Source organism: Pseudomonas putida (assembly GCF_002741075.1).
Classification (GTDB): domain Bacteria; phylum Pseudomonadota; class Gammaproteobacteria; order Pseudomonadales; family Pseudomonadaceae; genus Aquipseudomonas; species Aquipseudomonas putida_T.
On the sequence record NZ_CP016634.1, the window covers coordinates 2,821,990 to 2,838,136 of the forward strand.

The following is a 16,147-nucleotide window of genomic DNA, read 5'->3' on the forward strand; positions in this document are numbered from 1 at the left end:
TCATCTGAAAACAGGCAATACTTCCTTCATCCGCACGTGGGCAGGATCGCCCGTTGTCGTGCCATACGAACAACACTCTCCAAGGAACCGGACTATGCTGCGCCGCCGCATGCTGATCATGTTGGCCGTGGTCCTGCTGATCGTACTGACCCTGGGTGGCATCAAGGCGTTCTCGATCTACAGGCAGATCCAGATGTTCTCCGCACCGAAACCACCGGTCAGCGTCGCTGCGGCGGTGGCTGAACAACGCCAGTGGCAGGAGCGCCTGCCGGCGGTCGGCAGCCTCAAGGCGTTCCAGGGCGTGGAGCTGAGCCTGGAAGTGGCCGGCACGGTCAAGTCGCTGCACTTCGAGTCGGGCCAGAAGGTCAAGGCTGGCCAGCTTCTGCTGCAACTGGACCATGACCAGGAGACTGCGCTGCTGGGCACCGCACAGGCTGACCTGGGCCTGGCCAAGGTGGACTTCGGCCGAGGCAGCCAGTTGGTCGGCGATTCGGCGATCTCCCGCGGCGAGTTCGATCGCCTCACCGCCCAGTACCGGCGCAACCAGGCCGTGGTCGACCAGCTCAAGGCCTCCCTGGCCAAGAAAAGCATCAGCGCCCCCTTCAGCGGCACCATCGGCATCCGCCAAGTGGACGTGGGCGATTACCTGGCCAGCGGCACGGTGATCGCCACCCTGCAGGACCTCTCCAGCCTCTACGTCGACTTCAACGTGCCCGAGCAGGCCCTGCCGCAGTTGAGCCTCGGCCAGCAGGTGCTGGTGCAAGTGGCGGCCTACCCGGGTCAGACCTTCCCTGCCAGCCTGAGCGCCATCAACCCCAAGGTCGAGGAAAGCACCCGCAACCTGCTGCTACGCGCCACCCTGGCCAATCCCGACGGCAAATTGCTGCCAGGCATGTTCGCAAGCCTGCTGGTGCTGCTGCCCGACCCTCATCCCCAGGTGGTGGTCCCGGAAAGCGCCATCACCTACACGCTCTATGGCAACTCGGTGTACGTGGTGGCCGAGAAAAAAGACAAGAGCGGCCAGGTGGAAAAGACTGCCGACGGCCAGCCGCAATGGGTCGCTGAACAGCGCACGGTCAAGACCGGCGAACGTCGAGATGGCGTGGTGGTGGTGGGCGAAGGCCTCAAGGCCGGCGAACAGGTGGTGACCGCCGGCCAGCTCAAGCTCACCCCTGGCGCGGCCATCCGCATCAGCGCCGACAAAGCCCTCCAGCTGGACGGCCAGCGCGCCCCCGGCGCCGACTGATCAGGAGGCTGGCATGGCGTTCACCGACCCGTTCATCCGCCGCCCCGTCCTGGCCAGCGTGGTCAGCCTGTTGATCCTGCTGCTGGGTTTCCAGGCCTGGAGCAAGCTGCAGATCCGCCAATATCCGCAGATGGAAAACGCCCTGATCACGGTGACCACCGCCTACCCCGGGGCCAACGCCGAAACCATCCAGGGCTACATCACCCAGCCCCTGCAACAGAGCCTGGCCAGCGCCGAGGGCATCGACTACATGACCTCGGTGAGCCGCCAGAACTTCTCGGTGATCTCCATCTACGCGCGCATCGGTGCCGACACCGACCGCCTGTTCACCCAACTGCTGGCCAAGGCCAACGAGGTGCGTAACAAGCTGCCCCAGGACGCCGAGGACCCGGTACTGAGCAAGGAGGCCGCCGACGCCTCGGCACTGATGTACATCAGCTTCTACAGCCAGCAAATGAGCAACCCGCAGATCACCGACTACCTCTCGCGGGTGATCCAGCCCAAGCTGGCCACCTTGCCAGGTATGGCCGAGGCGGAGATCCTCGGCAACCAGGTGTTCGCCATGCGCATCTGGCTGGACCCCGTGAAGCTGGCGGGCTTTGGCCTTGCGGCCACCGATGTGACCAACGCGGTGCGTCGCTACAACTTTCTCTCCGCCGCCGGCGAGGTGAAAGGCGAATACGTGGTCACCAGCATCAACGCCACCACCGAGCTCAAATCCGCCGAGGCATTCGCCAAGCTGCCGCTCAAGACCGTTGGCGACAGGCGCGTGCTGCTAGGCGATGTAGCCCGAGTGGAAATGGGCGCGGAGAACTACGACACGGTCAGCTCCTTCGACGGCACGCCCTCGGTGTACATCGGCATCAAGGCCACGCCCGCCGCCAACCCGCTGGAAGTGATCAAGGAAGTGCGCCGGATCATGCCGACGCTGGAAGCGGAGCTGCCCTCGAACCTCAAGGTATCCATCGCCTATGACGCCACCTTGTTCATCCAGGCCTCCATCGACGAGGTGATCAAGACCCTCGGCGAGGCCGTGCTGATCGTCATCGTCGTGGTGTTCCTGTTCCTCGGCGCCCTGCGCTCGGTGCTCATCCCGGTGGTGACCATTCCACTGTCGATGATCGGCGTGCTGTTCTTCATGCAGATGATGGGCTATTCGCTGAACCTGCTGACCTTGCTGGCGATGGTGCTCGCCATCGGCCTGGTGGTGGATGATGCCATTGTCGTGGTGGAGAACATCCACCGGCACATGGAAGAAGGCAAGACGCCCTTCGAGGCCGCGCTGGAAGGCGCCCGGGAGATCGCCATGCCGGTGGTGTCGATGACCATCACCCTGGCGGCGGTCTATGCCCCCATCGGTTTTCTCACGGGCCTGACCGGTGCGCTGTTCAAGGAGTTCGCCTTGACCCTGGCCGGCGCGGTGGTCATCTCCGGCATCGTCGCCCTGACCCTGTCGCCGATGATGTGCGCCCTACTGCTGCGCCACGAAGAGAACCCCAGCGGCCTGGCCCATCGCCTGGACGTGCTGTTCGACGGTCTCAAGGTCCGTTACCAGCGCCTGCTGCACGCCACCCTGAACAGCCGGCCGGTGGTGCTGGTGTTCGCCGTGATCGTCCTGTGCCTGATTCCCGTACTCCTGATGTTCACCCACAACGAACTGGCCCCGGATGAGGATCAGGGGGTGATCTTCATGATGAGCAACGCGCCCCAGACCGCCAACCTGGATTACCTCAACGCCTACACCGATGAGTTCACGCCGTTGTTCAAGACGTTCCCCGAGTACTACTCATCGTTCCAGATCAACGGCTTCAACGGCGTGCAGAGCGGCATCGGAGGCTTCCTGCTCAAGCCTTGGAACGAACGCGAGCGCACCCAGATGGAGCTGTTGCCGCTGGTGCAGGCCAAGCTCGAGCAGATCGGCGGCCTGCAGATCTTCGGTTTCAACCTGCCGTCGCTGCCTGGCACGGGTGAAGGCCTGCCGTTCCAGTTCGTGATCAACACCGCCGGTGATTACCCCGCCCTGCTGGACGTGGCCCAGCGGATCAAGGCGCGCGCCCAGGCGTCGGGCAAGTTCGCCTTCCTCGACATCGACCTGGCCTTCGACAAGCCCGAGGTGGTGGTGGACATCGACCGGGCCAAGGCGGCGCAGATGGGCGTGTCCATGGATGATCTGGGCGGTACCCTGGCCACACTGCTGGGCGAGGGGGAAATCAACCGATTCACCCTCGAAGGACGCAGCTACAAAGTCATCGCCCAGGTCGAGCGGCCCTACCGGGACAACGCCGGCTGGCTCAGCAATTACTATGTGAAGAACGACCAGAACCAACTGCTGCCCCTGTCGACCCTGATCACCGTCAGCGACCGCGCCCGACCCCGACAGCTCAATCAGTTCCAGCAGCTCAACTCGGCGATCATCCAGGGCTTTCCACTGGTCAGCGTCGGCGAGGCGCTGCAGACCGTGCAGGCGATCGCCCAGGAGGAGGCACCGGAAGGCTTCTCGTTCGACTATGCCGGTACCGCACGGCAGTTCGTCCAGGAAGGCAGCGCGCTGTGGGTCACCTTTGGCCTAGCGCTGGCGATCATCTTCCTGGTGCTGGCGGCGCAGTTCGAGAGTTTCAGGGATCCGCTGGTGATCCTGGTCACGGTGCCCCTCTCCATTTGCGGGGCATTGCTGCCACTGTTCCTCGGGGTTTCAAGCATGAATATCTACACCCAGGTGGGGCTGGTGACGCTGATCGGCCTGATCAGCAAGCACGGTATCCTGATCGTTGAGTTCGCCAACCAGTTGCGCGAGCGCATGGGCGTGGATGCGCGTGAGGCCATTGAAGTGGCCGCAGCCATACGCCTGCGCCCAGTGCTGATGACCACGGCGGCCATGGTGTTCGGCATGGTGCCGCTGATCCTGGCGACCGGTGCCGGTGCGGTCAGCCGGTTCGACATCGGCATGGTGATCGCCACCGGCATGTCGATCGGCACCCTGTTCACCCTGTTCGTGTTGCCCAGCATCTACACGCTGTTGGCGCACAGGAGCGCGGTGAGGGCTTGAGGCAGCGCTGCCCTCTTCGCGGGTAAACCCCACAAGATTTGAGTCGTTCTCCGGCTCGGCGCTGACCCACCTGATCCGGTTTACCCGCGAAGCGGTCAACACAGAATCGGCGGGCAATAAAAAACGCCAGGGGCCCTTCATTGGGCCCCTGGCGTTTGTCCATCACGCGCTCGATCAACCGAACGGTCGCAGCCCTTGGCGCATACCGAACAAGAACAACAGCAGGTCATGATCCGGCTGGACCGTGTTCTGCTGCTTCACTTCGTGAGGCACCGCGCACAGGCCACCGACCTCGGCCTTGCTGAACACGGCCGGTCTAGGCTCTTCCCAGGCCGCCACCGCAACAGTGGTCACTGCCAGAGCCCCGATCAGAAACAAAGCTCGAGCGATTTCTAGTTTCATTGCTCTAACCCTTTGACAGCGCTGCCAAACGCCATCTGGTAAAAGTAGAGCAGACTCTGCCACTCTGCGTCGTTGAATGACGAATGGCGCCGTAGCTGATGCAGGTCCCTGACGGCCGCACGCTGACAACTGATACGCCGACGGCACTTTTCCAGGTCCAGCAGCGCGACTTCGGCCCGGGCCCGCTCACCCTCGCCGATGACCTTCACGAACACATGCTTGCCATACAGGCAACCGTGCTGCCAATGGCCCAGGTGCATGCGCGCCAGGTTGTCGGCCAGCTCCTTGAGCATGCGCTCATGCAGCACTTGCGGATAACGCTCGCGGGCACCTTCGGCATGCCAGGTGTCCAGGTCGACGAACCCGTCGAGCGCCTCGCTCACCAGCAGGGCTCGCCACTGTTGGTCGGCACCGCGCTCGGCGCCGGCGAAAACCAGACGCGGCACGCGCACGCCGAGCTGCTCGAAACTGTTCAGGGCGTCCAGTTCACGCAGTACCGTCGGGCGGCCGAACGGATGGCGCAGGCTGCGATAGATATGTCCGACCTGGCGCTTGGCATACAGAACCCTTCCCTTCGCGTCGTTCAGGCGCTGCACACCACTCTCACCGCCGCGCCGCTGGTTGGGCTCTTCAACCCACTCACCCTGCTGCTGCCAGTAGAACTCGAAATCGGACACTGCATTGCCGGCCACTGCCATGAACACCTACCCCTTGCGTAATACGTATACCCGCCACATTGCATAGAACGGCAGGAAATCCAGACGGTCCTGAATTCTGAAACCGGCTGTAACAAACTCATTCTCGATGGTATCGACAGGCAACACAAAGCGATTTTGATAGCTGCCCTGCGCAGCCTTTGCATTGCGCCGCTGCTCGAGTTTCTTGCGTCGCCAGGCCTTGAAGTTGCCGTCCACCCACAAAGACAGGATCACACTGTCGCGGCTGACCCGATGAAACTCCGAGAGGATCGTCTTGCGGTGGGCAGGATCGCCGATGTGGTGGAACAGGCGCATGCAGAAAATGCTGTCCACGGCGTTGTCCGGCAAGTCGATAGCGAACGCGGAGGTCTGCAGGGGGCGCACCCGGGCAACCACCTCGGGCGGCTGGGAGGTGCAGGCGGTCTCGATCATGTCTGCGGAGTTGTCGGCGCCGATGATCACCCGGTTGGGTTTTTCCGCCAGCAACGGCCAGAAACGCCCGGCACCGCATGGCAGATCGAGCACCAGGCCAGGCTCACCCGCCAGCGCCAGGGCGCGGCGGGCCAGTTGTTCGTCACGGTGGTGGGAGAGGCGGCGCGCCAGACCATCCTGGTGTTTGAGGAAGTACTCCTGGGCATGCTGACGGTCGTACTTCTCGGAAAATGGGAGTTTGATCGGGCTCCGCATCGGGTATCTCCTGATTCAATTGCGCCCACTCTAGGGAGCGAACCGTTGGAATCAGGTCATGCCAATGTGAAAAATATGTCATGCCTGCAACAGGATATTTCAGATATCACCCCAACAGTGGGGTCTGGCCACCCGCCTCGCTATCTGCCGCCGCTATCACCTTGCCCTTGCTCAGATCCACCTGGAAGCGACAGCCATGGGGCAAGGTTGCCGTCAGGGTGACGCGCCAGCCCTGGTCGTCGCAGATCCGTTGCACGAGCGACAAGCCCAGGCCCAGGCCTTCGCCCCGGCGTTCGTCGCCCCGCACGAAGGGGCGGAACATCGCTTCGCGCTGCTCCTCGGGAATGCCCACGCCGCTGTCCTCGACACTAAAGCCGGTCGGCTCCAAGCTAAGGCGGATATAACCGCTGTCGGTGTAGTGGGCGGCATTGCGCAAGAGGTTGCCCATCACCGATTGCAGGAAGGTCGCGTTGTACAGCACCGGGCTCGCGCTGATCCGGCCATCGTAATAAAGGGTCAGGCCCTTCTGCTCGATGGTATCGCGCCATACCCCCACCAAGTCGTCGGCCACCTCGCTCAAGGTCGCTTGCGAGGCGACCGCTCCCTCGTCACGCTGGGCACGGGCGAGCATCAGGAAGGTCTTGACCAGTTCCCGCATCTCCTCGGTCGCGCGTGCGATGCGTTCCACCTGACTGCGTGAGCGGCTGTCCAGGTTGGGGTTTTCGATCAACAATTCGCAGGAGGTGGCCAGCACCATCAGCGGTGTGCGCAGCTCATGACTGACATCGCTGGTGAACAACCGCTCCCGAGTCAGGGCATCCCGCAGACGGCCCAGTGTATCGTCGAAGGCCACGGCCAACTGGCCAACCTCGTCCGCCGCATAATCCGGCGCCAGGGGGGGAGCCAGACCCAGCAGTTGGTCCCGGTGGCGGACCTGCCGGGCCAGCCGGATCACCGGGGCCATCACACGCCTGGCCAGCAGCCAGCCCAGGGTCACCGCCAATACCAGGCTGAGCACGAAGCCCACCACCACGACCGCGAACAGCACCCGCTCACGCTCTTCGAAATCGCTCTGGTCCTGCAACAGCACATAGCGCCGCCCGTCGACGATCTCGACCATCGCGTGGTAGGAAAGCTGGTCGCGGAACACCTCATGGAAGCCCGGCGTTAGGTGCCGCAGGTCCTTGGGCAATTCGAAATCGTCACGTCCACCGCTGAAATAGAACAACTGGTCGGGACGAGGTCGGTGACTCCAATCGCTGATACTGTCCATGCGCAGCAGACGCTGCAGGTCGCCGCCGAGCACGGCGGAAATCAGCCGCTCCTCGACCAGGTGGACCGTGGCGACGATACCGAAGGCGAAAGCTCCGGCGACCAGGGCGCTCATCAACGCGAAGGCGATGATGATGCGCTGGGCAAGGCTTTGCTTAAACTCCATCACGGCCCTCGGCGAGGCGATAGCCGACGCCATGGACGGTATGCAGCAAAGGTTTTTCGAACGGCTTGTCTATCACTTGGCGCAATTGATGGACATGGCTGCGCAGGCTGTCGCTGTCGGGGCAGTCGTCCCCCCAGAGGGCCTCTTCCAGCACCTCGCGCCGTAGCACGTGCGGGCTTTTTTGCATCAGCACCGCCAGCAGTTTGAGGCCGACCGGGTTGAGTTTAAGCAGACGACCTTGGCGGGTGACTTCCAAGGTGTCGAGGTCGTAGCTCAGATCGGCGACCTGCAGTGTGCGCCGGCCACCGCCCTGGGAGCGGCGCAGCACCGCCTCGATACGCGCCGCCAGCTCCGACAGGGCGAAGGGCTTGAGCAGGTAGTCATCGGCGCCGGAGCGAAAGCCCTGCAGGCGGTCGTCGAGCTGGTCGCGGGCAGTGAGCATGATCACCGGGGTATCACGCCGGGCGTCCTCGCGCAGGCGCTTGCACAGCGTGTAGCCGTCGATCCCCGGCAGCATGATATCGAGGACAATCAAGTCGTAATGCTCGGTCGCCGCCAGGTGCAGCCCGGACAGGCCATCCTGGGCGCAGTCGACGGTATAGCCTTTCATCCCCAGGTAGTCGGCCAGGTTGGCGAGGATATCGCGGTTGTCTTCAACCAGTAGAATGCGCATCGGTTTCTCCTGTACGACGCTTTCGCTCTGCGCGGCAGGCGCAGCTTAAGGCCATCGCCCGCGCCGCGCCAGCCTTGGCGGCATTTAGCCGTTGCTGACGTAATTTTCACTGATCCTTCACGATCCCAGGATAGCGGCAAGCCGACAATGCCCGGCATTTATCGTCCCTGGAGCCGTCATGCAAGTACCCACCCGTCCCCGCCCGATCAACCTCTGGCTGTACCTGGGCATCCCCTTTGTCACCGTGCTGGCCTTGCTCCTGAGTGAGTGGACTTCCGTGGACCTGGACGTGGCCAACCTGGCTTTCGACCCGGTAGCCGGGCAGTTCATCGGCCGTCACAGCTACCTTCTGGAAAACATCCTGCATGACCGGGTCAAGCAGATCGTGATCGTCCTGGGCTTGCTGTCCATCGTTGCCTTCATCGCCAGCTTCTTCTGGTCACGCCTGTTCGGCTGGCGTCGCGAACTGGGTTGCCTGGTCCTCTCGCTGGCGCTCTCCACCTCGTTCGTCACGCCGCTCAAGGCGGTCACCGAAGTGCAGTGCCCATGGAGCCTGACCCAGTTCGGCGGCAAGGAAACCTATAGCAAACTGCTGGAACATCGTCCGCAAACGGACAAACCTGGTCGCTGCTGGCCAGGCGGCCATGCGGCGACGGGCTTCAGCCTGTTCGCGCTGTTCTTCATGCTGCGTGATCGCCGACCACGCCTGGCCCGCGCAGCGTTCACCGTGGCCTTCGTGACCGGAACCGTGTTATCCATCGGGCGTATGCTGCAAGGGGCGCACTTCCTGTCACACAATCTGTGGACGGCGGTGTTCTGCTGGTTGATCGGACTGGGCTGCTATTACCTGGTGTTGTATCGCCGAGGCGTCGCTGTGGAGGCGGTGCCTCAGCGCAGCATTGCCTGAACAAAAGGGGCGCTTGGCGCCCCATCGCGGGCTATCGCCAGATGCCGCATCGATCGGGTTTACCCGCGAAAAGCTGTACCACGATTGCAAAACACACGCCCAAGAAAAAGCCCCGCACTAGGCGGGGCTTTTTCATGCAACGGGTAAGGCTGGCTTACATCATGCCGCCCATGCCACCCATGCCACCCATGTCAGGCATGCCGCCTGCAGCTGGCTTGTCTTCCGGCAGGTCGGCAACCATGGCTTCGGTGGTGATCATCAGACCACCGATCGAAGCTGCGGCTTGCAGAGCCGAACGGGTAACCTTGGCTGGGTCCAGGATACCCATCTCGATCATGTCGCCGTATTCGCCGGTAGCGGCGTTGTAGCCGTAGTTGCCCGAACCTTGCTTGACCTTGTCAGCGACAACGCTTGGCTCGTCGCCGGCGTTGGCAGTGATCTGGCGCAGCGGCGCTTCGACCGAGCGACGCAGCAGGGCGATACCGACGTTCTGGTCTTCGTTGTCACCTTTGAGGTCGGCAACAGCCTGCAGAGCGCGAACCAGGGCAACACCACCGCCAGGTACAACGCCTTCTTCGACGGCTGCGCGAGTAGCGTGCAGGGCGTCTTCAACGCGGGCTTTCTTCTCTTTCATCTCGACTTCGGTGCCAGCACCGACCTTGATCACGGCAACACCGCCAGCCAGTTTGGCCAGACGCTCTTGCAGCTTCTCACGGTCGTAGTCCGAAGAGGTTTCTTCGATCTGGGCACGGATCTGCTTGACGCGTGCTTCGATGTCGGCATCGGAGCCAGCGCCGTCGATGATGGTGGTGTTTTCCTTGGACAGGATGACGCGCTTGGCGTTACCCAGGTGCTCCAGGGTGGTGGTTTCCAGGGTCAGACCGATTTCTTCGGAGATGACCTGGCCGCCGGTCAGGGTGGCGATGTCCTGCAGCATGGCCTTGCGGCGGTCGCCGAAGCCAGGTGCCTTGACAGCAGCGACCTTGACGATGCCGCGCATGTTGTTGACGACCAGGGTAGCCAGGGCTTCGCCTTCGACGTCTTCAGCAACGATCAGCAGCGGACGGCCGGCTTTGGCAACGGCTTCCAGCACTGGCAGCAGTTCGCGGATGTTGGAGATCTTCTTGTCGACCAGCAGCAGCAGCGGGCCTTCCAGCTCGGCAACCATGGTGTCCGGCTTGTTGATGAAGTACGGCGACAGGTAGCCGCGGTCGAACTGCATGCCCTCTACGACGGACAGTTCGTTTTCCAGGCCCGAGCCTTCTTCGACGGTGATGACGCCTTCTTTGCCGACTTTTTCCATGGCTTCGGCGATGATTTCACCGATGGAGGTGTCGGAGTTGGCGGAGATGGTACCTACCTGGGCGATGGCCTTGGAATCGGCGCAAGGCTTGGACAGGCTCTTGAGCTCGGCGACGATGGCCGCGGTGGCCTTGTCGATGCCGCGCTTGAGGTCCATCGGGTTCATGCCAGCGGCAACGGCCTTCAGGCCTTCGTTGACGATGGCCTGAGCCAGAACGGTAGCGGTGGTGGTGCCGTCACCGGCTGCATCGTTGGCCTTGGAAGCGACTTCCTTGACCAGCTGGGCGCCCATGTTCTCGAAGGCGTCCTTCAGCTCGATTTCCTTGGCGACGGAAACGCCGTCCTTGGTGATGGTCGGAGCGCCGAAGCTCTTGGCCAGGACAACGTTACGGCCTTTCGGGCCCAGGGTCGCTTTTACCGCGTCAGCCAGAACGTTGACGCCAACCAGCATTTTCTTACGGGCGGAATCGCCGAATTTTACGTCTTTAGCAGCCATGATCGTTTAATCCTTGAATTCTAGAATGCTTCTGGAAACCGGGAGGAGAATCAGCCTTCGACGACAGCGAGGATTTCGTTCTCGCTCATCACCAGCAGGTCTTCGCCGTCGACTTTGACGGTGTTGCTGCCCGAGTAAGGGCCGAAGACCACTTTGTCACCCACTTTGACGGCCAGGGCACGAACTTCGCCGTTGTCCAGGATGCGACCGGTGCCGACGGCGACGACTTCGCCGCGGTTTGGTTTTTCAGCGGCCGAACCCGGCAGGACGATACCGCCAGCGGTTTTCGATTCTTCTTCGCTGCGACGGATGACGACGCGGTCATGCAGAGGACGAAGCTTCATTGTCGATCTCTCCCAAATTGTGGTTTTCATCGGCCGGTGTCGATACCGGCGGGTTGATACGGTCCGGCGTTGCCGGTCAGGGTTCGCACGGGACGAGCCCCGTATATATGTCTGGTGTCGCCACCAGAAACCTTGCGGTGACCCATACATGTGGTCGGCAAAATCAATTACAAGGCTTGCCCGCGAAAATTTTTCATCGGATTGAAAATGCCGGGGCCGCTTCGCAGCCCCTTAACGACAAGAGGCCGCGTCTACAGGGCCATACAGGCTTCCGTAGACGCGGCCTCGTGTTATGAAAGGGGCGCGAAGCGGCCCCTGAAACTTACTTGTCGTGTCGCTCGTACTCGCCCTCGATCACGTTGGGGCGATGGCCGGCGTCCTGGTTTGGTCGGGCCTGGAACGGGTCGTCCTGGAAGGCCCGCTGGCGCATGGCCTGGGCCTCTGCGCGCTGGCGCATCTTGCGTGCGGCGAGGTGACGGGTGAACGGCAACAGGCACAGCAGGCCCAGCACGTCGCTGATGAAGCCGGGCAGCAACAACAGACCACCACCCAGCGCCAGCATCATGCCTTGGAACATGTCCTCGGCGGGCAGCTCGCCGCGTTGCAGGCTCTCACGGGCACGCAGGGCTGTGGCCAGCCCAGCCACTCGCATCACCAGCACGCCCAAGGCAGAACCGGCGATGATCAGCAGCAACGCCGGGAAGAAACCGATGGCGGCGCTGACCTTGACGAAGACGAACAGCTCCAGCACCGGGAAAATCAGAAACAGCAGTAGAAAAGCACGCATCAAAGGATCCTCGGCGGAAGAAAACCTTCCATTACGACCATCAGATGGATGCGTGCACTCGGCATTTCAACCCTCGACCTTCGTCGCGGCCGGCCATTGGTCGGCGCGGGCCAGCAAGACCAAGGCTTCGCGAACCTGTATCGGCGTGTTGCAAACATGGGGGAACGCCAACCAGTGGATACCCTGACCGATGCGCAGGTGCATGCCCTCGCTGTCGATACCGACCATCTCGGCAGGCGCGGTGCGCGGCAGGTCGGTCAGCGCGACGTAATGCGCGATGGCATTGGCATGGTCGCTGTTCATGTGCTCGATCATGCTCGCCTCGGCCTTGCCGGCGAAGGGGTTGGCCAAGGTGACCTGGTCGAGCCAGTGGATCGCGCCGAACCCGCCGATATAGCGGTGGCGTACCGGTTCCAGCACCCAAAAGTCAAAATCGTGGGCCTTGTGGTAGTTGGCCGCCTCGGGGAAGTAACGGTAGTAGCGTTCGGCTGCCCTCTCGATGGCAGCTTCGTCGCTGAGCTTGCGCGCCTCGGCCATTACCGTCAGGCGCCCTACAGCCTGGACATCCTCGGCATCCCGCTCGCCCACCAGCAGGGAGCACTTGGCATCTTTCTGCAGGTTGTGGGTGTGCTGGGCGATGCGACTGATGAGGATCAGCGGACGCCCCTCGGCGTCCAGGCAGTACGGCACCACGGAGCCGAATGGATAGCCGGGCATGGACTTGGAATGGGTCGAAAGCACGCCGCGGTATTCCTTGAGCAGGAGTTCGCGGGCGGGGCGCAGGGCGTTGTTACTCACAAGGGGCGCTCCTGGTGGAGGACGGGTTGGCTGACAAGATAAGCATTATCCCCGTCGCGTGCCACATCAGCAGAACAGCGCGGACGCTGCGGGCCATCCAACGTTGAAGCGCTGGCATCCTTGAGCCGCCGGGGCCGCTTTGCAGCCCATCGCGACGCAAGGCCGCGCCGACAGCAATCGCCCCTGTCAGAGAGGCCCGATACCTACCAGGTCACGCCAAAGCCTGCGGTGTAGCGGGTCTTGTCCAGATCGCTGTCACGCGTGCCGCTGATGATGTCTTTTTCCGCCTTGAGGTTGAGCGAGGCCCATTCGGTGACCTTGTAGCGCAGGCCCGCTTCGGCATCCAGTGCATAGTTCGCCACCCCACCAAACGGCTTGCCCACTTCGCCGCTGGTAAACAGCTCGACGCTCTTGCCAATGAGGTAGCGGTTGTAGTCCCACTTCACGGCGGCGGAATAGAAGTTGTCCTTGCCGCCGTCGCGGTATTCGAAATCGGTGCGGTTGATCAGCGTACCCAGGGAGAAGGCGCCCAGCTCGTCGTCCCAGAACTGATAGCCCGGCCCAGTACCGACGGTGCGCTGGCGAGCCAGGTCCTCGACATGGTCACGCTTGTACTCCACACGCCCCTGCCAGAACCACTTGTCGGTGATGAAGCGGTCCAGTGCGTATTCGGCGCTCCAATTGTTGGTGGTAGTGACATCGTCCTTGGTCTCACGGTTGTATTCGCCTTCGGCGTTGTGCCGCCAGCGCCCATGGCGGGCCGTGGTCTTGAAGCTGATGTCGTAGTCGTCGGTATCGTTCTCGGCGCGCTTGTAGTCCATGGCCAGGTCCACATTGCCCTTCCACAGGAAGTCCTCGACCAGCGGTTGGGGCTTCATGATCTGCTCGATGCTGGCCAGGTCCACCGTCTTGGGCGCATCGCCATTGGCCAGGGTGACCTTGCCGGGCTCGGCGGCCTTGAGCGACTTGGCCTTTTCACCGGTATAGGCGTCCTGTTTGACCAGCAGTTCCTGATCACTCTCCAGGGTCTGCACTTGCTTCCAGTCCAAGGCGATGGCACCGCCATAGGTGGTTTGCAACAACAGCTTGCCACCATCGAAGACCTTGATCGTGCCACTGAGCCTGTCGCCGTTTTTCATCCATACCGTGTCGGCGAACGCGGGCACGCAGGAGAAAACAGCAAGGATGAAAAGCAAGGTTCTAGAATACATAAGCGGACTACAGGTTCGATTTGACGAAAAAAGCCGGGCATTATCCAGATCGCCACGACCAGAGCAAGGACAGACCCAGACCATGCCGTTGAGTTCCACTCTCATTTGCCCCGACCGTTGGTCCGCTTTCATCTACAGGCCAGGGCGCCTCTGATGCCTGGCCCCTCGCACGCGCCCCCCGACGATGCCCAGGCCCGACGAATGGCGCTGTATTCGGTGCTCGGCGAAATTCCGCCCGGCAAGGTGGTCAGTTACGGTCAGTTGGCCGAGCTGGCGGGCCTGGGCCGCGCGGCACGCTGGGTGGGCCGCACCCTAGGGCAACTGCCTCCCGATACCCGTCTGCCCTGGCATCGGGTGCTCGGTGCGGGCGGTCGCCTGAGCCTGGCGCTGGGTACACCGTCAGGAGACGAACAGCGCGCACGATTGCGTGCAGAAGGCGTTACAGTCAGGAACAATCGCGTCGATATGTCGCGTCACGGCTGGCGTCCAATGGAGCACAGCGGTTAGAGTGCGCGTTTTGTTTTCGCAAACTTGAGGCAGATGTTGGCCCATGCCCCGTAAAACCTGGCGCGCTGCGCTCGCTGCCTATGCCAGCCCGTCGACCTTGGTGCTCTTGTTGCTCGGTTTCGCCGCCGGCCTGCCCTACATGCTGGTGTTCTCGACATTGTCGGTCTGGCTCCGTGAGGCTGGCGTTGCCCGCGAAACCATCGGCTACGCCAGCCTGATCGGCCTGGCCTACGCGTTCAAATGGGTCTGGTCGCCCTTGCTCGACCAATGGCGCCTGCCGGTGCTCGGCGCCCTGGGCCGTCGCCGCTCCTGGTTGCTGCTGTCGCAGATGCTGGTGGTGATCGGTCTGATCGGCATGGGCCTGTGCGACCCGCAAAAACACCTTTCCTGGCTGATTGCCCTGGCCGTGCTGGTGGCGTTCGCCTCGGCCACGCAGGACATCGCCGTCGACGCCTACCGCCTGGAAATCGCCGACGACCAGCGTCAGGCCGCCCTCGCCGCCAGCTACATGGCCGGTTACCGGGTCGCCGCCCTGCTCGCCACCGCCGGCGCCCTGTTCTTCGCCGAATGGTTCGGCTCCACCGGCTTTAGCTACCTGCACCAGGCCTGGACCGGCACTTACGTGCTGTTCGGTGTGTTGATGCTGCCGGCCGTGTTCACCACGCTGGTGATGCGCGAACCACCGGTGCCCATGCGCACCCAACTGTCGGCGGCGCGCTATGGACTTGTGCACCAACTGGCCTCGGTGTTCGTGCTGATCATCCTGCTGGTATCGGTACCGGCGAGCTTCACCCAGATGTTCAACACGGGATGGTCCACGGTGATCTCCGGCGACGCAACGATACTCGACCTGCTGCTCGAGGACCGTGCCTTCCTGCGTCTGATTCTTTACGTACTGCTGACCTGGGCCTGCTTGTCGTCCCTGGGCCGTCGGGGCCTGGCGCCCGTGCTGACGCCGGTCAACGACTTCATCCTGCGCTATCGCTGGCAGGCGCTGCTGCTGCTGGGCCTGATCGCCACCTATCGCATGTCGGACACCGTGATGGGCGTAATGGCCAACGTGTTCTACATCGACCAGGGCTTCACCAAGGACCAGATCGCCAGTGTCAGCAAGATCTTCGGTTTGATCATGACCCTGGTCGGCGCGGGTATCGGCGGCCTGTTGATCGTGCGTTTCGGCATCCTGCCGATCCTGTTCATCGGCGGTGCGGCGTCGGCGGCGACCAACATTCTATTCCTGATGCTGGCCGACATGGGCCCGAACCTGGAGATGCTGGTGGTCACCATCTCTCTGGACAACTTCAGCTCGGGTCTTGCCACCTCGGCCTTCGTCGCCTATCTGTCGAGCCTGACCAACCTGAAGTTCTCGGCGACTCAGTACGCCTTGCTGAGCTCCATCATGCTGTTGTTGCCACGCCTGATCGGTGGCTATTCAGGCGTGCTGGTGGAGAAGTTCGGCTACCACGATTTCTTCCTGATCACTGCCCTGCTTGGCGTGCCGACCCTGATCCTGATTGCCTTGCATTGGCATCAGGAAGCCGGCCGCGGCAAGCAGGCGCCCGTGGAAGACTCCGCGGCCGAGCGGCCGTGAGATACAGGGCCGCT

Annotated in this window: 15 protein-coding genes; 5 read left to right on the forward strand and 10 right to left on the reverse strand. The window is 62.5% G+C overall.

Features of this window, described 5'->3' with window-relative positions:
- Nucleotides 1-94: 94 nt before the first annotated feature.
- On the forward strand, nucleotides 95-1,246 hold the full coding sequence (locus tag IEC33019_RS13130; RefSeq protein WP_070092374.1) for an efflux RND transporter periplasmic adaptor subunit: 1,152 nt from the start codon (nucleotides 95-97) through the stop codon (nucleotides 1,244-1,246).
- Nucleotides 1,247-1,259: 13 nt separating this feature from the next.
- A complete protein-coding gene (locus IEC33019_RS13135; RefSeq protein ID WP_070092373.1) occupies nucleotides 1,260-4,292 on the forward strand; it encodes a multidrug efflux RND transporter permease subunit in 3,033 nt (1,010 codons plus the stop codon).
- 174 nt (nucleotides 4,293-4,466) lie between these two features.
- Here IEC33019_RS13135 and IEC33019_RS13140 read toward each other — a convergent pair whose 3' ends face one another.
- The 5 genes from IEC33019_RS13140 to colR all read right to left on the reverse strand — a co-directional run bounded on the left by IEC33019_RS13140 (nucleotide 4,467) and on the right by colR (nucleotide 8,190).
- Nucleotides 4,467-4,694: a hypothetical protein gene (locus IEC33019_RS13140; RefSeq protein WP_070092372.1), complete on the reverse strand. Its 228-nt coding sequence runs from the start codon at nucleotides 4,692-4,694 to the stop codon at nucleotides 4,467-4,469.
- Entirely contained in the window at nucleotides 4,691-5,392 is a 702-nt protein-coding gene (locus IEC33019_RS13145; RefSeq protein WP_070092371.1) for a lipopolysaccharide kinase InaA family protein, read from the reverse strand. The genes IEC33019_RS13140 and IEC33019_RS13145 overlap by 4 nt, the downstream gene beginning before the upstream one ends.
- 6 nt (nucleotides 5,393-5,398) lie before the next feature.
- A complete protein-coding gene (locus tag IEC33019_RS13150; RefSeq protein ID WP_070092370.1) occupies nucleotides 5,399-6,079 on the reverse strand; it encodes a class I SAM-dependent methyltransferase in 681 nt (226 codons plus the stop codon).
- Between the two features lie 106 nt (nucleotides 6,080-6,185).
- Nucleotides 6,186-7,517, reverse strand: coding sequence for a sensor histidine kinase (locus IEC33019_RS13155; protein ID WP_070092369.1), 1,332 nt, complete (start codon nucleotides 7,515-7,517; stop codon nucleotides 6,186-6,188).
- Entirely contained in the window at nucleotides 7,507-8,190 is a 684-nt protein-coding gene (gene colR, locus IEC33019_RS13160) for a two-component system response regulator ColR (protein ID WP_043213544.1), read from the reverse strand. The genes IEC33019_RS13155 and colR overlap by 11 nt, the downstream gene beginning before the upstream one ends.
- A gap of 178 nt (nucleotides 8,191-8,368) precedes the next feature.
- Here colR and IEC33019_RS13165 point away from each other — a divergent pair, with 178 nt between their 5' ends.
- Nucleotides 8,369-9,097 (forward strand): phosphatase PAP2 family protein, encoded by a 729-nt coding sequence (locus IEC33019_RS13165; protein WP_070092368.1) that lies wholly within the window; start codon nucleotides 8,369-8,371, stop codon nucleotides 9,095-9,097.
- A gap of 154 nt (nucleotides 9,098-9,251) precedes the next feature.
- Here the strand turns inward: IEC33019_RS13165 and groL are convergent, their stop codons facing one another.
- The 5 genes from groL to IEC33019_RS13190 form a co-directional block, all read right to left on the reverse strand.
- Nucleotides 9,252-10,895 carry a chaperonin GroEL gene (groL, locus tag IEC33019_RS13170; RefSeq protein ID WP_070092367.1) on the reverse strand — a complete coding sequence of 548 codons (1,644 nt, stop codon included), beginning with the start codon at nucleotides 10,893-10,895 and terminating at the stop codon, nucleotides 9,252-9,254.
- Nucleotides 10,896-10,945: 50 nt separating this feature from the next.
- Nucleotides 10,946-11,239, reverse strand: coding sequence for a co-chaperone GroES (locus IEC33019_RS13175; protein ID WP_009395550.1), 294 nt, complete (start codon nucleotides 11,237-11,239; stop codon nucleotides 10,946-10,948).
- 322 nt (nucleotides 11,240-11,561) lie between these two features.
- Nucleotides 11,562-12,026: an FxsA family protein gene (locus IEC33019_RS13180; protein ID WP_070092366.1), complete on the reverse strand. Its 465-nt coding sequence runs from the start codon at nucleotides 12,024-12,026 to the stop codon at nucleotides 11,562-11,564.
- A 66-nt stretch (nucleotides 12,027-12,092) separates the two neighbouring features.
- Nucleotides 12,093-12,824, reverse strand: a complete 732-nt coding sequence (locus tag IEC33019_RS13185; RefSeq protein WP_070092365.1) for a HugZ family protein — start codon at nucleotides 12,822-12,824, stop codon at nucleotides 12,093-12,095.
- Between the two features lie 203 nt (nucleotides 12,825-13,027).
- A complete protein-coding gene (locus tag IEC33019_RS13190; RefSeq protein WP_070092364.1) occupies nucleotides 13,028-14,035 on the reverse strand; it encodes a DUF481 domain-containing protein in 1,008 nt (335 codons plus the stop codon).
- Nucleotides 14,036-14,188: 153 nt separating this feature from the next.
- Here IEC33019_RS13190 and IEC33019_RS13195 point away from each other — a divergent pair, with 153 nt between their 5' ends.
- Nucleotides 14,189-14,542 (forward strand): MGMT family protein, encoded by a 354-nt coding sequence (locus IEC33019_RS13195; RefSeq protein ID WP_070092363.1) that lies wholly within the window; start codon nucleotides 14,189-14,191, stop codon nucleotides 14,540-14,542.
- Nucleotides 14,543-14,585: 43 nt separating this feature from the next.
- Nucleotides 14,586-16,133: an AmpG family muropeptide MFS transporter gene (locus tag IEC33019_RS13200; RefSeq protein WP_070092362.1), complete on the forward strand. Its 1,548-nt coding sequence runs from the start codon at nucleotides 14,586-14,588 to the stop codon at nucleotides 16,131-16,133.
- Nucleotides 16,134-16,147: the final 14 nt, after the last annotated feature.

Coding starts and splice junctions, on each gene's coding strand:
- IEC33019_RS13130 (WP_070092374.1), top strand. CDS start 95: ATGCTGCGCCGCCGCATGCTGATCATGTTGGCCGTGGTCCTGCTGATC.
- IEC33019_RS13135 (WP_070092373.1), top strand. CDS start 1,260: ATGGCGTTCACCGACCCGTTCATCCGCCGCCCCGTCCTGGCCAGCGTG.
- IEC33019_RS13140 (WP_070092372.1), bottom strand. CDS start 4,694: ATGAAACTAGAAATCGCTCGAGCTTTGTTTCTGATCGGGGCTCTGGCA.
- IEC33019_RS13145 (WP_070092371.1), bottom strand. CDS start 5,392: ATGGCAGTGGCCGGCAATGCAGTGTCCGATTTCGAGTTCTACTGGCAG.
- IEC33019_RS13150 (WP_070092370.1), bottom strand. CDS start 6,079: ATGCGGAGCCCGATCAAACTCCCATTTTCCGAGAAGTACGACCGTCAG.
- IEC33019_RS13155 (WP_070092369.1), bottom strand. CDS start 7,517: ATGGAGTTTAAGCAAAGCCTTGCCCAGCGCATCATCATCGCCTTCGCG.
- colR (WP_043213544.1), bottom strand. CDS start 8,190: ATGCGCATTCTACTGGTTGAAGACAACCGCGATATCCTCGCCAACCTG.
- IEC33019_RS13165 (WP_070092368.1), top strand. CDS start 8,369: ATGCAAGTACCCACCCGTCCCCGCCCGATCAACCTCTGGCTGTACCTG.
- groL (WP_070092367.1), bottom strand. CDS start 10,895: ATGGCTGCTAAAGACGTAAAATTCGGCGATTCCGCCCGTAAGAAAATG.
- IEC33019_RS13175 (WP_009395550.1), bottom strand. CDS start 11,239: ATGAAGCTTCGTCCTCTGCATGACCGCGTCGTCATCCGTCGCAGCGAA.
- IEC33019_RS13180 (WP_070092366.1), bottom strand. CDS start 12,026: ATGCGTGCTTTTCTACTGCTGTTTCTGATTTTCCCGGTGCTGGAGCTG.
- IEC33019_RS13190 (WP_070092364.1), bottom strand. CDS start 14,035: ATGTATTCTAGAACCTTGCTTTTCATCCTTGCTGTTTTCTCCTGCGTG.
- IEC33019_RS13195 (WP_070092363.1), top strand. CDS start 14,189: ATGCCTGGCCCCTCGCACGCGCCCCCCGACGATGCCCAGGCCCGACGA.
- IEC33019_RS13200 (WP_070092362.1), top strand. CDS start 14,586: ATGCCCCGTAAAACCTGGCGCGCTGCGCTCGCTGCCTATGCCAGCCCG.